Source organism: Nocardioides ureilyticus (assembly GCF_051280745.1).
Lineage (GTDB): Bacteria > Actinomycetota > Actinomycetes > Propionibacteriales > Nocardioidaceae > Nocardioides.
Genome location: NZ_JBNCOG010000016.1, coordinates 24,391 through 38,961, shown reverse-complemented (window position 1 = coordinate 38,961; position 14,571 = coordinate 24,391). Strand labels below are relative to the sequence as shown.

At 73.2% G+C, this 14,571-nt stretch carries 11 protein-coding genes; 1 reads left to right on the top strand and 10 read right to left on the bottom strand.

The features are described from left to right. Positions 1 to 155: 155 nt before the first annotated feature. Positions 156 to 1,676, top strand: a complete 1,521-nt coding sequence (locus ACSMHG_RS10695) for an ABC transporter substrate-binding protein (protein ID WP_435744640.1) — start codon at positions 156 to 158, stop codon at positions 1,674 to 1,676. Between the two features lie 26 nt (positions 1,677 to 1,702). On the opposite strand, the gene ACSMHG_RS10690 is transcribed toward ACSMHG_RS10695, so the two are convergent. The 10 genes from ACSMHG_RS10690 to smc all read right to left on the bottom strand — a co-directional run bounded on the left by ACSMHG_RS10690 (position 1,703) and on the right by smc (position 14,517). After that, the gene (locus ACSMHG_RS10690) at positions 1,703 to 2,773 is read right to left on the bottom strand and encodes an amidohydrolase family protein (RefSeq protein ID WP_435744638.1); all 1,071 of its coding nucleotides are present in this window, start codon (positions 2,771 to 2,773) and stop codon (positions 1,703 to 1,705) included. 20 nt (positions 2,774 to 2,793) lie between these two features. Then, complete coding sequence (locus ACSMHG_RS10685; protein ID WP_435744635.1) at positions 2,794 to 3,165, bottom strand: NYN domain-containing protein; 372 nt, start codon at positions 3,163 to 3,165, stop codon at positions 2,794 to 2,796. 64 nt (positions 3,166 to 3,229) lie between these two features. After that, entirely contained in the window at positions 3,230 to 4,819 is a 1,590-nt protein-coding gene (gene ffh, locus ACSMHG_RS10680) for a signal recognition particle protein (RefSeq protein ID WP_435744633.1), read from the bottom strand. A 65-nt stretch (positions 4,820 to 4,884) separates the two neighbouring features. Continuing rightward, positions 4,885 to 7,131, bottom strand: coding sequence for a [protein-PII] uridylyltransferase (locus ACSMHG_RS10675; protein ID WP_435744631.1), 2,247 nt, complete (start codon positions 7,129 to 7,131; stop codon positions 4,885 to 4,887). Positions 7,132 to 7,159: 28 nt separating this feature from the next. Then, the gene (locus ACSMHG_RS10670) at positions 7,160 to 7,498 is read right to left on the bottom strand and encodes a P-II family nitrogen regulator (RefSeq protein ID WP_435744629.1); all 339 of its coding nucleotides are present in this window, start codon (positions 7,496 to 7,498) and stop codon (positions 7,160 to 7,162) included. Continuing rightward, positions 7,495 to 8,814: an ammonium transporter gene (locus ACSMHG_RS10665; protein WP_435744627.1), complete on the bottom strand. Its 1,320-nt coding sequence runs from the start codon at positions 8,812 to 8,814 to the stop codon at positions 7,495 to 7,497. Before ACSMHG_RS10665 ends, ACSMHG_RS10670 begins: the two co-directional genes overlap by 4 nt. 239 nt (positions 8,815 to 9,053) lie before the next feature. Continuing rightward, positions 9,054 to 10,181 (bottom strand): signal recognition particle-docking protein FtsY, encoded by a 1,128-nt coding sequence (gene ftsY, locus ACSMHG_RS10660; RefSeq protein WP_435744625.1) that lies wholly within the window; start codon positions 10,179 to 10,181, stop codon positions 9,054 to 9,056. Between the two features lie 52 nt (positions 10,182 to 10,233). Then, positions 10,234 to 10,422: a hypothetical protein gene (locus ACSMHG_RS10655; protein ID WP_435744623.1), complete on the bottom strand. Its 189-nt coding sequence runs from the start codon at positions 10,420 to 10,422 to the stop codon at positions 10,234 to 10,236. Between the two features lie 61 nt (positions 10,423 to 10,483). Next, complete coding sequence (locus ACSMHG_RS10650; RefSeq protein WP_435744621.1) at positions 10,484 to 10,948, bottom strand: acyl-CoA thioesterase; 465 nt, start codon at positions 10,946 to 10,948, stop codon at positions 10,484 to 10,486. Next, the gene (gene smc, locus ACSMHG_RS10645) at positions 10,945 to 14,517 is read right to left on the bottom strand and encodes a chromosome segregation protein SMC (protein ID WP_435744619.1); all 3,573 of its coding nucleotides are present in this window, start codon (positions 14,515 to 14,517) and stop codon (positions 10,945 to 10,947) included. The genes ACSMHG_RS10650 and smc overlap by 4 nt, the downstream gene beginning before the upstream one ends. Between the last annotated feature and the right edge of the window lie 54 nt (positions 14,518 to 14,571).

Genomic DNA, 14,571 nt, shown 5'->3' with positions numbered 1-14,571 from the left:
CGGAGAAATCGGCCCCGCGGCCGCCGCGCCCGATCGGGCGACGGAGGACCACGTCATCGACGCCCAACTTACCTTCAGCAATGCCGATAAGTAGTGACACGGCTCACAGGCGTTGTTACGGTGCCGGACGTACGCACCCGCGAGAGGAGCCGTCCGTGGTCAGCAGCCGGAGCGTCCGTTCCCGCCTCGAGCGACCCCACCGCCTCCGCCGGGCCGCCGCTCTCGCCGTGCTGGCGGCGTGCCCCGCGGTCCTCGCCGGGTGCGGGTCCCAGGTCGACCCGGCCACGGTCGCGCAGGTCAGCGCGCTCGGCGCGGAGCCGGGCCTCGAGGGCACGGTCGGCGGCGCCCCGGCCACGGGCGCCGACGGGACCACGACCACCACCGGGGGCGCGGTGGCCGGCACCGGCAGCAGCGGCGCCGGCGGACCGGCCGGGTCGACGGTGCCGGGCAGCGACCCGGGAGCGGGGACGCCCGGTGGCTCTCCCTCGGCCGGCGGCGGATCGGCGGGGAGCCCACCGGCCGCCGACCCGGCGAAGCAGGGGGACTGTCGCGGGTTCGAGAACCAGGTCGGCGTCACCGACAAGACGATCACCGTCGCGAACGTCTCCGACATCTCCGGACCCGTCCCCGGGGTGTTCCAGGCCGCGCACGACGGGTCCCAAGCCTTCGCCGCGTACTTCAACGCCACCTCGGACCTCTGTGGCCGCTCGCTGGAGGTGCTCACGCTCGACAGCCGCGCCGACTCCGGTGCGAACCAGGTCGCCTACGCCCGCGCCTGCGACGAGGCGTTCGCGTCGGTCGGCTCGATGTCGGTCTTCGACGACGGCGGTGCGGCGACCTCGGAGGGATGCGGTCTGCCGGACCTCCACGCCCTCTCGGTCTCGCAGGACGTCTACGAGTGCTCCACCTGCTTCGGCACCGCGGCGGTCACCCCGACCCTGCAGCCCGCGGCGATGCCGCAGTACCTGCGCAAGACCCACGGCGGCGCAGCCGACGCGGTCGGTGTCCTCTACATCAACGTGGGCACCGTCCCCCTGGCCGCGCAGCGTCTGGCCGAGGCCTGGGGGAAGGCCGGCCTCGGGGTCGACTACGTCAAGCCGATCGACGTGGCGGAGTTCAACTACGCGCCGTACGTCCAACAGCTGAAGGACCAGGGCATCGAGCTGGTGACCTACGTCGGGCCCTACCAGCACACCATCCGGCTGCAGGAGGCCATGCGGCAGCAGGGCTACGAGCCGAAGGCCTTCATCCAGGACCAGACGATCTACGACCAGACCTACGTCGAGGAGGCCGGCGAGGTCGGCGAGGGCACCACCGTCTACACCACCACGGCGTTGCTCGACGACATGGACAACCCCGAGGTCGCCCTCTACCGCGGCTGGCTGGAGCAGGTGCGACCCGGTGCCATCCCCACGATCTACGGCGCGTACGCGTGGTCGGCCACGCGGCTCTTCGTCGAGCAGGCGAGCCGCCTGGGCGGACGACTCACGCGCGCGTCGATGGTCGATGCGCTGGGAGGGGTGAGGAACTGGACCGGGAAGGGGCTCCACTCCCCCCAGCAGGTCGGCTCGAAGCGGAGCGGCGACTGCGTGCGGGTCATCGAGCTCCGCGGCGGCCGGTGGAAGCAGGTCTCGGCCGGGGACTACGTCTGCGGCCCGCTGATCCAGGTGCGGTGACGCAGGTGTGTTGAAGCGCCGGCCGCTCAGGCCACGACCCGCCCGCGCAGCACCACCCGGACCGGCTCCCACAGGGCAGCGAGGTCGGTCCGGGGGTCCCGGTCGTAGACGACGAGGTCGGCGGTGGCGCCCTCCTCGAGCGCGGACCAGCCGAGCCAGGCGCGGCCGCCCCACGAGGCGGCCGCGAGCACGTCCTCGGCCGGGAGCCCCATCTCGGCCATCGCGAGCACCTCGCCGGCGAGGTACCCGTGGCGCTGCGCACCCCCGCCGTCGCTGCCGACGTACATCCGCACCCCCGCCTCGTACGCGCTCATCAGCACCTCCCGCCGGCGGGCGTAGAGATCCTCCATCGTGGCGGCGTACCGGGGGAACTTGTCCCTTCCCTGCTCGGCGAAGGTCGGGAACTTGCCGGTCTGCATGACGGTGGGCACCAGCGCGGTCCCGGCCGCGGCCATCTGCTCGACCTGGTCGACGGTCAGGCCGGTGCCGTGCTCGATGCAGTCGATCCCTGCGTCCAGCAGCCCCTGGAGCACGTCCCGACCGAAGCAGTGTGCGGTCACCTTCGCGCCCTCCTGGTGCGCGGCCGCGATGGCGGCGGCGAAGGCCTCGGCCGGGAACGACGGGGCGAGGTCGCCCTGCTCACGCGAGATCCAGTCACCGACCAGCTTGACCCAGCCGTCGCCGGCGCGTGCCTCCTGCACGACCTGGGCTGTGAGGTCCTCGGGCTCCACCTCGTGGGCGTAGTGGCGGATGTAGCGCCGGGTGCGCGCGATGTGCCGGCCCGCGCGCACCAGCCGGGGCAGGTCCTCACGCTCGTGCACCCACCGGGTGTCGGCCGGTGAGCCGCAGTCGCGCAGCAGCAGGGCGCCGGCGTCCCGGTCGGCGACCGCCTGCCGCTCGACCTCCTCGTCGTCGACAGCGCCCCCGTCCTCGAGACCCAGGTGGTTGTGGGCGTCGACGAGGCCGGGCACGACCCATCCGCGGGCGACCGTCTCGGCGCCCGGCTGGGCCTCGTAGGTGACGAGACCGTCGACCACGTAGAGGTCTCGCGGTTCGCCGTCGGGGAGGACCGGTCCGGAGATCTTCAGCGCAGGCATGACCCGACGCTAGCGGTGCCTCATCCGAGCCGGTCGAGCAGCCACGACGGGCTCAGCGCCAGGGCGCCGACGCCCGCGACGTTGGCAGCCAGCGCCCGGTCGGCCGTCACGACGGTGACCTGGCGTCCCTTCGCAGCGGCGCGCCGAGCCTCGTCGAGGATCGTGGCGTCGCCGTCCTTGGGCGCGTGGACCGTCCGCACGTGCGCGTCGCGCCCGGCCGGCACTCCGCCCTTGGCCGCGCCCTCCAGCACCAGGACGACCTCGTCCCCCGGTACGTCGGCGACCAGCAACTGCTCGTGGAGCCGCCGCGCCGCGCCGGCGCGGTCCCTCCACCACCCGTCGGGCCGGCTGCCCACGACGTTGGCGCCGTCGACGACGAGGGTGCTGGTCACGTCAGGACTGTGCTCACTTGAGGACCGTGCTCACTTGAGGACCGTGCTCACTTGAGGGCCGTGCTCACTTGAGGAACTTGGAGAAGTCCTTCGGCAGGTCCAGGGCTGCGGCGGCCGCCTCGTAGTCGACGTCCTCGCCGGCCGGGCTGCCGAACGGGTTCGCCGGGGCCGCGGCTGCCTTCTCCTTCTCGGCGGCCGCCTGCTGCGCGGCCTTCGCCGGGTTGCCGGACCGCTTCGCGCCCTTGCCCTTCTTCGGCTGCGGTTTGGTCTTGCCGCGCTTGGGACCGCCCATGCCCGGCATCCCCGGCATCCCCGGCATGCCCGGGATGCCACCGCCGCGGGCCATCTGCATCATCATCTTCCGCGCCTCGAAGAACCGGTCGACGAGGTTGTTGACGTCGGAGACCTGGCGTCCCGAGCCCTTCGCGATCCGGGCCCGCCGGGATCCGTCGATGATCTTGGGGTTGGCCCGCTCCGCGGGCGTCATCGACTGGATGATCGCCTGGATCCGGTCGATCTCGCGCTCGTCGAAGTTCTCCAGCTGCTCGCGGAACTGTCCCATCCCGGGGAGCATCCCCATGATCTTCGACATCGAGCCGAGCTTGCGCACCTGCTGCATCTGCTCGAGGAAGTCGTCGAGGGTGAACTCGCCGCCCTGGCCGCTCAGCTTGGCGGCCGCCTTCATCGCCTGCTCCTGGTCGAAGGCCTTCTCGGCCTGCTCGATCAGCGTCATCACGTCGCCCATGTCGAGGATGCGCGAGGCCATGCGATCGGGGTGGAACAGGTCGAAGTCGGTCATCTTCTCGCCGTTGGAGGCGAACATCACCGGCTTCCCGGTGATGGAGGCGATCGACAGCGCCGCACCACCGCGAGCGTCACCGTCGAGCTTGGTGAGCACGACGCCGTCGTAGCCCACGCCGTCGAGGAAGGCCTGCGCGGTGCTGACGGCGTCCTGACCGATCATCGCGTCGACCACGAAGAGCACCTCGTCGGGGCGGACCGCGTCGCGGATGTCGCTCGCCTGCTGCATCAGCTCGGCGTCGACGCCGAGGCGACCCGCGGTGTCGACGATGACGACGTCGTGCAGCTTGCGCTTGGCCTCCTCCAGCGAGGCCCGGGCGACGCCGACCGGGTCCCCACCGTGCTCGACCCCTTGGGCGTTCCCCGGCTCCGGCGCGAAGACGGGGACCCCGACCCGCTCCCCGTTGACCTGGAGCTGCTTGACGGCGTTGGGCCGCTGGAGGTCGCAGGCGACCAGCATCGGCGTCTTGCCCTGCTCCTTGAGCCAGAGCGCCAGCTTCGCCGCGAGGGTGGTCTTGCCAGCGCCCTGGAGGCCGGCGAGCATGATCACGGTGGGACCGGTCTTGGCGTACCGCAGCCGCCGGGTCTCGCCGCCGAGGATCGCGACAAGCTCCTCGTTGACGATCTTGACGATCTGCTGCGCGGGGTTCAGCGCCTGGCTGACCTCCTCGCTGCGGGCCCGCTCCTTGACGGCGCCGACGAACTCCTTGACGACCGGGAGCGCCACGTCCGCCTCGAGCAGCGCGATGCGGATCTCTCGCGCGGTGGCGTCGATGTCGGCCTCGGAGAGCCGGCCCTTGCCCCGGAGGTTCTTGAAGGTGTCGGCGAGCCGGTCGGAGAGGGTGGCGAACACTTGTGTCCTCTGGAGCAGTCGGGGAAAGATCAGGAGCGGAACGGCGGCACGTCCCTCGATCGATCCTAACCGGGCGTCCCCTCCGGCCCCACGCCGCCGGACAGCGCCGCCCGTACGGCGTGCGCCGCCGTCGCCGCGCGGGCGTCCGGCAGTGCACCGGCGCCGACCTCCTGGACGTAGAAGACGTCGACCGCCTGCGGGCCCAGGGTCTCGACGTGGGCGGAGCGGACCGCGACGCCCAGCCGGGCCAGGGTCGCGCACACCAGGTGGACCACCCCCGGACGGTCGGCCGCGCGCACCTCGAGCACCGTCGAGGCGTCGGAGGCCTCGGGACGCACGGCGACCGACGGCGGCAGCCCGCCGTCGAGGGCGGTCGGGCGGAGACGGCCGGCGGGGTCGACGGCGCCGCTGCGGACGGCGTCGTACCGCGCGCGGAGCACGGCGGCGTCGAGGCCGTCCGCCCCCACGTCCCAGACGCTCACCCCGAGCTCGTCCTCCGACCAGGCACGCGCCGACCGCACCGGCGCCCGTCGCAGGGCAAGGACGGCCGCGACGTCGGCCAGGAGGCCGACCCGGTCCGGGGCCACGACCGTCACGCGGGACCCGTCGGGCACCTCCTCGACGCGGAAGGAGATCGCGGCGGTGCCGTCGCGCACCTCGGGCGCCAGCTCCACCTGCCGACCGGACGGGGCGGGCACGACCCCGTCGGGGTCGAGGGCCTCGGCGGTACGGGTCACGAGCGCGGCGACCAACCCGGCCCGCCACGTGGACCAGGCCTGCGGGGCCGTCGCGCGGGCGTCCGCCTCGGTGAGCGCCCGGAGGAGCCCCAGCCCCTCCCGGGTGCCGACGCGGGAGGCGACCAGTGCCGCCGTCGCCGGGTCCTCCGGGTCCCGGGTGGTGGCCGTCCCCGAGAGGAGGAGGTGCCACCGGACCAGGCGGGCAACCAGGTCGACACCGTCGGCGTCGAAGCCCATCCGGGCCGCCATCGTGCGCGCGATCGGCTCCCCCGCCACGCTGTGCTCGGTCAGGCCGCCCTTGCCGATGTCGTGCAGGAGGGCCGCCACCATCAGCACGTCGGGGCGCCCGACGTCGCGGATCAGGCTCGAGGCCTCGATGCAGGTCTCCACCACGTGCCGGTCGACGGTGAACCGGTGGATCGGCGAGGCGTGCGGCAGCGAGCGGATCCGGTCCCACTCCGGGAGGACCCGGGCCAACGCCCCGGTCTCCTCGAGCGTCTCCCACACCGGGAGCAGACCTCGACCCGACGCGAGCAGCCGGACGAGCAGGTGGCGCGCCTCTCCCGGCCACGGCTCCGGCAGCGCGGCGCACTCCCGGGCCAGCCTCGCCGCCGTGGGAGGTGCGAGCACCACGTCGCGCTCGGCCGCCTCCGCGGCGGCCCGCAGGAGCAGCGCTGGGTCCGCGGCGGGCGCGGCGCGGCGGTCGAGCACCACCTCACCGGCGGCGAGCGCCACTCCTCGGGCGAGCGGGGTCAGTGCCGGACGCCGCGGCCGTACGCCGGTCGGTCGCGCGAGGTGGTCGTCGACCCGGCGCCAGGTCAGCCGGGACAGGTGCGCGATCCGGCGGCCGAGGCCCCGGACGTGCGCCTGGACCGCCCGCGCGTCGGCGAGGCCGAGGCGTACGGCGAGGGTGTCCCACATCTCGGGCGTCACCCGGTCGTTCGGCCGGCCGGCGAGCTCGTGCACGACGTCGCGCACGTCCAGCAGGGCCTTGCGGGACCGCTCCAGCTCGACGTGCGGCACGTCGACCAGCCAGGTGGCGACCAGGGCCCGCAGGACCGTCGCGTCGCGCAGGCCGCCCTGGGCCTCCTTGAGGTCCGGGACGGAGGCGTGGGCCAGCTCCCCCATCAGCTCGTGGCGGGCGCGCACCAGGGTCCGGACGGCCGGGAGGCGCTCCCGCGCGCCACGGCGCCACTCGGCCAGGACGGCGGTGCGCAGCCGGAGCGTCAGGTTCGGGTCGCCGGCCAGGTGCCGGACGTCGAGGAGGCCGAGCGCCACGCGGGCGTCGCCCTCCGCCGCGGTCACCATCTCCGACAGCGCCCGCACCGAGTGGTCGACCCGGGCACCGGAGTCCCAGAGCGGGTACCAGACCAGCTCCGCGACGGGGCCCAGGTCCACGCCCTCGTCGTGGACGAGCACCACGTCGAGGTCGCTGTGCGGGGCGAGCTCGGAGCGGCCGTAGCCACCGACGGCGACCAGCGCAGCACCACAGGAAGGGCCAGCGGCCGCGGCGTACGCCTCTGCACAGAGGGCGTCCGCCGCGGCCGCTCGTTCGGCGCGGGAGGCGGCGGTCACCGCTCCCCGAGCCCCGATCCCGTGACCGTCACAGTGCCTCGTGGTCCCGGTCGCCGGTGCGCACCCGGACCACCGCCTCCACCGGGCTGGTCCACACCTTGCCGTCGCCGATCCGGCCGGTCTGCGCCGTCTTGACGATGATGCCCACCACGTCGTCGGCGTCGGCGTCGTCCACGACGATCTCGATGCGGATCTTCGGGACCAGGGCGATGTCGTACTCCGCGCCCCGGTAGACCTCCGTGTGGCCCTTCTGCCGGCCGTAGCCGCTGACCTCGCTGACCGTCATGCCGGTCACGCCGAAGGTCTCGAGCGCCTCGCGGACGTCCTCCCACTTGTGCGGCTTGATCACCGCGGTGACGAGCTTCATGCCGATGCTCCTTCCGTGCGCGTGGAGGGGGCGGGTCGGGTGGCGGCGGACAGCGCGCTCCCGTTGCCGCTGGAGAGGCTGGTGTGCAGGTCGTACGCCGACTCTCCGTGCTGGTCGAAGTCGATGCCCTCGACCTCGGCCTCGTCGCTGATCCGCCAGCCCATCGTGTACTTGATGAGCAGGGCGATGATCAGCGTGGCGACGCCGGACCAGGCGACGGCCACCAGGACGCCGAGGACCTGGTCGACCAGGGAGCCGACACCGCCGCCGTAGAACAGCCCGTCGACGGCGCCGCCGGCGATGTTGTCTCCCTCACCAGCGGTGACGGAGAACAGGCCGATCATCACGGTGCCGACGATGCCGCCGACCAGGTGGACACCGACGACGTCGAGCGAGTCGTCGAACTTCAGCTTGTACTTCAGGCCGACCGCCCAGGCGCAGAGCGCACCGGAGACGACGCCGATGACCAGGGCACCGAGGATGTCGACGGCGCCCGCGGCCGGGGTGATCGCCACCAGTCCGGCCACGATGCCCGACGCGGCGCCGAGCGAGGTCGCCTTGCCGTGCAGCAGCTTCTCCACGAGCAACCAGCCGAGGATCGCCGCCATGGTGGCCAGCGTCGTGTTGGTGAAGGTGAGTCCGGTCTCGGCGAGGAACTGGTCGCTGGCCTCCAGGTCGTCGCTGAACACCAGCGAGCCGACGTTGAAGCCGTACCAGCCGACCCACAGCAGGGCCGCGCCGAGCATGGTCAGCGTCAGGTTGTGGGGGCGCATCGACTCGCGTCCGAAGCCCAGCCGCTTGCCGACGACCAGCGCCAGCACGAGACCGGCGACACCGGCGTTGATGTGCACCGCGGTGCCACCGGCGTAGTCCTGCGCCCCGATCTGCGTGCAGATCAGCGCGGAGTCGGTGCACCCGAAGACCATGTGGGCCAGGGGGAAGTACGACAGGGTCGCCCACAGGGGCACGAAGACCAGCCAGGCGGAGAACTTCACCCGGTCGGCGATGGCACCGCTGATCAGCGCTGTGGTGATCACCGCGAAGGTCAGCTGGAACATCATGAACGTGTAGCCGTCGTAGCCCACCCCGTCCAGCGCGAAGTTCGCGAACGGCGAGTTGAAGAAGGTGTCGATGCCACCCTCGCCGCTGAACACCATGGAGTAGCCGTACAGCACCCAGAGGATGCCCACGATGGCCATCGCCGCGTACGACATCATCATCATGTTGAGCACTGACTTGGACCGGGTCATGCCGCCGTAGAACAGGGCCAGCGCGGGCGTGGTCATCATCAGCACCAGCAACGTGGCCACGAGCATGAACGCGTTATAGCCGTCCACAAAACCTCCAGAGATCCGTCCGGGGGAACGGTGCCCGTCGACTTCGACAGCTCTGTCGAGAGCAGGCGCCGCCCCAATTGCGAACGACCCTGACGTCCGTAGATTTCGGGATGCCACGGGACGCGTTACGGCGAGGAAACGCGTCCTGCTCGCGTGTTACGGCTCGATGAACAAGCACCTGCCGGGCGTGTGCGCGCCCGCCCGACCGGGAACGCGGATCAGCCGAGGAGCGCGTCGACGAAGGCCTCGGCGTCGAACGGCGCGAGGTCGTCGGCTCCCTCGCCCAGCCCGACGAGCTTGACGGGGACCCCGAGCTCGCGCTGGACGGCGACCACGATCCCGCCCTTCGCCGAGCCGTCGAGCTTGGTGAGCACGATGCCGGTGACGTCGACGACCTCGCTGAAGACGCGGGCCTGGATCATGCCGTTCTGGCCGGTCGTGGCGTCCAGCACGAGGAGGACCTCGGTCACCGGGGCCTGCTTCTCGATCACCCGCTTGACCTTGCCGAGCTCGTCCATGAGCCCGGCTTTGTTCTGCAGGCGGCCGGCGGTGTCGACGATGACGGTGTCGGCCCCCCGCGTGGCGCCCTCCTTGACCGCCTCGAAGGCGACGCTCGCCGGGTCGGTGCCCTCCGGGCCCCGCACCACCTCGACGCCGACCCGCTCGCCCCAGGTGGCGAGCTGCTCGACGGCCGCGGCACGGAAGGTGTCGGCCGCCCCCAGGACAACGGACCGGTCGTCGGCGACGAGGATGCGCGCGATCTTGCCCACGGTCGTGGTCTTGCCGGCACCGTTGACGCCGACCACCAGCACCACGCCAGGCGCCCCGTCCTCGCCGCTGACCTGCAGCCGGCGGTCCATCGACGGGTCGACCAGGGTCAGCAGCTCCTCACGGAGGATGGCCCGGGCGTCGGCACCCGAGGTCCCCTCGACCCGCATCCGCGTCCGCAGCCGGTCGACCAGCTCCTGGGTCGGCGCGACACCGACGTCCGCGGTGAGGAGGGTGTCCTCGATGGCCTCCCAGGTGTCCTCGTCGAGCCGGTCGCGGCTCAGCAGGGCGAGCAGGCCACGGCCGAGGGCGCCCTGGGACCCGGCGAGGCGCTGCCGCAGCCGGACGAGCCGGGACTCGGTGCCCTCCGGCCGCTCCAGCGTCGCCGGCGGCGAGCTCAGCTCGACCGCCGGCTCCTCGCCCTCCGCCTCGGCGGGCGGGTGGACCAGGACGTCGGTGTGGGTGTCGGGCAGCGCGTCCGGCGTGCGGCGGCGGCCGATGACCAGGCCGGCGACCAGGGCCACCAGGCCGAGCCCGACGAGGGCGACGACGAGGATCAGGAGGGCAGTGGCTTCCATGCCCGTCATCCAATCAGAGGGGCGTCACCGAGCGGCTCACGGCGGGTCGCGGTCAGCGCCGACCAGCCGGCACGTCGTCCTCGCTGCGGATCGTCGGCGTCCGCTGCGCCGCGCGGGTCATCGCGTCCCCCAGCCACGGCAGCTGGGGCACCTGCTGACCCCGGTGGGGGTAGGCGACGAAGGTCACCACGAGACCGGCGACCGCGAGGATCAGGAGCATCGACACCACGATCATCAGCACACGTCCACGTTACCCGTGGGGCTGGTGTTGAACCACGATCGCCGCATCGACCGCCGGGAGCTCAGCGCAGGAGCGGCGTGACGGCGGCGCGGATCGCGTCCGGCATGGGCGTCACCGGACGCGCCGGGTCGGTGTCGTCGACGTACACGTGGACGAACCGGCCCTCGGCCGCCGCCTGCGCACCCTCGCCGTCGGGGTCGCCCTGGAAGAGGCCGATCCGGTAGACGACCGAGGAGGTGCCGACCTTCTCGCACACCAGCCCGGCCTCGACGGGCGCGGGGAAGCCGATCTCCCGGAAGTACCGGCAGCCGGTCTCGGCGACGATGCCGATCTGCGGCAACGCGCGGATGTCGAGCCCGGTCGCCTCGTAGAGGTGCGCGTTGACCGCGGTGTCGAACATCTCGTAGTAGGTCGCGTTGTTCAGGTGGCCGTAGGCGTCGTCGTCGCGCCACCGCGTCGTGATCGTGCGCCACGCGACGTAGTCGGCGCGGGTCGGTCGCGCCCGGGCGGCGGGGCCCCCGCTCATGCCGGCTCCACCTCGCGCAGCCGCTGGCTGATGACGGCCGAGACGCCGTCTCCTCGCATGGTCACGCCGTACAACGCGTCACCGACCTCCATCGTGCGCTTCTGGTGGGTGATGACGAGCAGCTGGGAGTTCTCCCGCAGCTCCTCGTAGATCTCGAGCAGCCGGCCCAGGTTGGTGTCGTCGAGCGCCGCCTCGACCTCGTCGAGGATGTAGAAGGGCGAGGGTCGCGCCTTGAACAGCGCCACGAGGAAGGCCACCGCCACGAGGGAGCGCTCGCCTCCCGAGAGCAGCGAGAGGCGCTTGACCTTCTTGCCCGGCGGGCGGGCCTCCACCTCGATGCCGGTGGTGAGCATGTCGGCCGGGTCGGTGAGCACGAGCCGCCCCTCGCCACCGGGGAAGAGCCGGGCGAAGGTGGCGTCGAAGGCGCGCTCCACGTCGGCGTAGGCCTCGGTGAAGACCTGCTCGACCCGGCTGTCGACCTCCCGCACGATGTCGAGCAGGTCCTTGCGCGTCTTGCGCAGGTCCTCGAGCTGCTCGGTCAGGAACTTGTGCCGTTCCTCCATCGCCGAGAACTCCTCGAGCGCCAGCGGGTTCACCCGCCCCAGCATCGTGAGCGCCCGCTCGGCCGCGCGCAGCCGCTTCTGCTGCTCCTCCCGGACGAAGGGCACCGGCTCCGGCGCCGGGTCGTCCTCGGCGGCGTCGGGCGCCGGGGCCACCGGCACCGGCTGGTCGGGCCCGTACTCGGCCACCAGTGCCTCGGCCGCGAGCCCGAGCTCCTCCAGCGCCCGCTCCTCGAGCTGCTCGATCCGCATCCGCTGCTGCGCCCGGGCCATCTCGTCGCGGTGCACCGAGCTGACCAGCTCGTCGTGCTCGCGAGCCAGGTCACGGAGCCGGACCCGGACCTCCCGCAGCTCGTTCTCCCGCCCCGCGCGCGCCTGCTCGACGGCGGCGCGGGCGTCGGCGGCGCGCTGCACGGAGACCTCGAGCCGGGCGAGGACCTCCCCGACGGCCGTCCCGACGGCCTCCGCCGCCCGTGCCTCGCGCATCAGGCGCTCACGGCGCTCGGCGGCCTTGGCCCGCGCCTCCCGCTCCGCACGCGCGGCCCGCACCAGGCCGTCGGCGCGGCCGTGCATCGCCCGGGCGCGCTCCTCGGAGGTGCGGAGGGCCAGCCGGGCATCGGTCTCCGCCTGACGCGCCTCCCGCGCGAGGACCAGCAGGCGCTCGCGCTCCCCGGTGTCGGGCTCCTCCTCGGGCGCCTCCTCGGCGTTCGCCAGCCGGGCCTCCAGCTCCGCGAGCCCCGAGACCGCCTGCTCACGTGCCTGCTCGGCCTTGGTGATCGCCTCCGCGAGGCGGTCCGCCTCACCGCGGGCGGCCCGGGCCAGCGAGCCGTGCTGACCCAGCTCCTCGGCCACGGCGGCCAGGGTGGCGTCGGACTCGTGGAGCTTGGCCATGGCGACGTCCACGCGCTTCTGCGCCTCGTGGCGCTCGGCCTCGAGCCGGGAGATCTCGAAGGAGCAACGCTCCGCGGAGGCCGTCACCTCCGCCAGCTGTGCCGCCGCCTCGTCGACCGCGGCCTGCACCTCGATCAGGCTGGGCCTGCTCGAGGACCCGCCGGCGGCGTAGTGCACCCCCAGCACGTCGCCGTCGCGGGTCACGGCCGTGACGTCGGCGAACCGGCGCACCAGGTCCCGAGCAGTGTCGAGGTCGTCGACGACGGCCACCTTGTGCAGCAGCCGCACCAGCGCCGGTCGCAGCTCCTCGGGGCACTCCACCACGTCCACCGCGTACGCCGCGTGGCCGGGCAGACCGGGCCACTCCGCGCTCCCGGCTCCACCACCGGCGGCGTCCGCCGCCCCGAGCAGCAGCCCGGCCCGCCCGAGGTCCTCGCCCTTGAGGTGGGCGATCGCCGTCACGGCGGCGTCCGGGTCGCTCACCGCGACCGCGTCGGCGGCCTGGCCGAGGGCTGCGGCCACGGCGGCCTCGTAGCCGGTGCGCACCGAGAGCAGCGCGGCCACCGAACCGAGCATCCCCGCGACGGCGTCCGACGCGGCCAGCAGCGCGGCCGCGCCGTCCTTGCGGTCCAGGCCCAGCTCGAGCGCATCCTTCCGGGCCGCGAGGGCGGACCGGTCACGATCCGCCTGCTGCGCGGCCTCGCGCACCTTGAGCAGCCGCTCCTCCACGTCGTCCAAGGCCGAGGTCGCGGCCTCGTGCTCCGCGTCGAGGCCCTCCTCGCCGGCGTCGAGCCCGGCGACCTTCGTCTCCAGGGCGGTGAAGTCGCGCTGTGCCCGCTCCGCGCGGGCGAGCGCCTCCTCGCGTGCGGCGCTGAGCCGGCCGACCTCCTCGTCGGCCGCACCCGCCCGTGACCGCAGCGCGTTGACCTGGCCGTGCAGACGGGCCAGGCCCTCGCGGCGGTCGGCGGCGGCGCGCTGCAGGCCCGCCCCGCGGCGCTCCTCCTCCGCAGCGGCGTCCTCGGCAGCGCGTCGCGCAGCGACGGCCTCGTCCAGGACGGCCCGGCGCTCGTCGACCTCGGCCGCCGCGCGCTGCTCGTTCTCGCGCATCCGCTCGGCCTCCGCCTCGAGCTCCTCGGGGTCGCGGCCACCCCGGTGCTCGGTCTCGACGGTGCCCGCGGCGTTGCGCCGCCGTTCGGCCGCCAGCGACTGGGTGCCCCGCAGCCGCTCGCGCAGCCCGGAGAGCGCGAACCAGGTCTCCTGCGCCGCGGCGAGGGCGGGCAGGTCCTCGCGGAGCGCTGCCTCCAGCGCCGCCTCGGCCTCCCGGGTCCCCGCGATCGCCGCCTCGACCTGCTCGCGGCGCTGCACCAGCAGCGTCTCGTCGGCCAGCTCCTGCTCCAGCGCGGTGCGCGCGGTGACCAGGTCGTCGGCGAGGAGGCGGGCGCGGGCGTCGCGCACGTCGGCCTGCACGGTCTGCGCCTTGCGCGCCACCTCGGCCTGCCGGCCGAGCGGCTTGAGCTGGCGCCGGATCTCGGTGAGCAGGTCGTTGAGCCGGGTCAGGTTGCCCTCGGTGGAGTCGAGCTTGCGCAGCGCCTTCTCCTTGCGCTTGCGGTGCTTGAGGACCCCGGCGGCCTCCTCGATGAAGCCTCGCCTGTCCTCCGGCGTCGCGTGCAGGATCTGGTCGAGCTGACCCTGACCGACGATGACGTGCATCTCACGGCCGATGCCGGAGTCCGACAGCAGCTCCTGCACGTCGAGCAGTCGGCAGGTGCTGCCGTTGATGGCGTACTCGGAGCCGCCGGAGCGGAACATCGTGCGGCTGATCGTCACCTCGGCGTACTCGATCGGCAGCGCGCCGTCGGAGTTGTCGATGGTGAGGACCACCTCGGCACGGCCGAGCGGCGGCCGCCCCGACGTGCCGGCGAAGATGACGTCGTCCATCTTGCCGCCGCGCAGCGACTTGGCGCTCGCCTCGCCCATGACCCAGGCGAGGGCGTCGACGACGTTGGACTTGCCGGATCCGTTCGGGCCGACGATGCAGGTGATGCCCGGCTCGAGCTGGAGCGTCGTCGAGGACGCGAAGGACTTGAACCCCTTCAGGGTCAGGCTCTTCAGGTACAACTCGAGGCTCCCTCACAGCGGCGGTGGCTCAGACTACCTGCCGGGGAGCCCCAC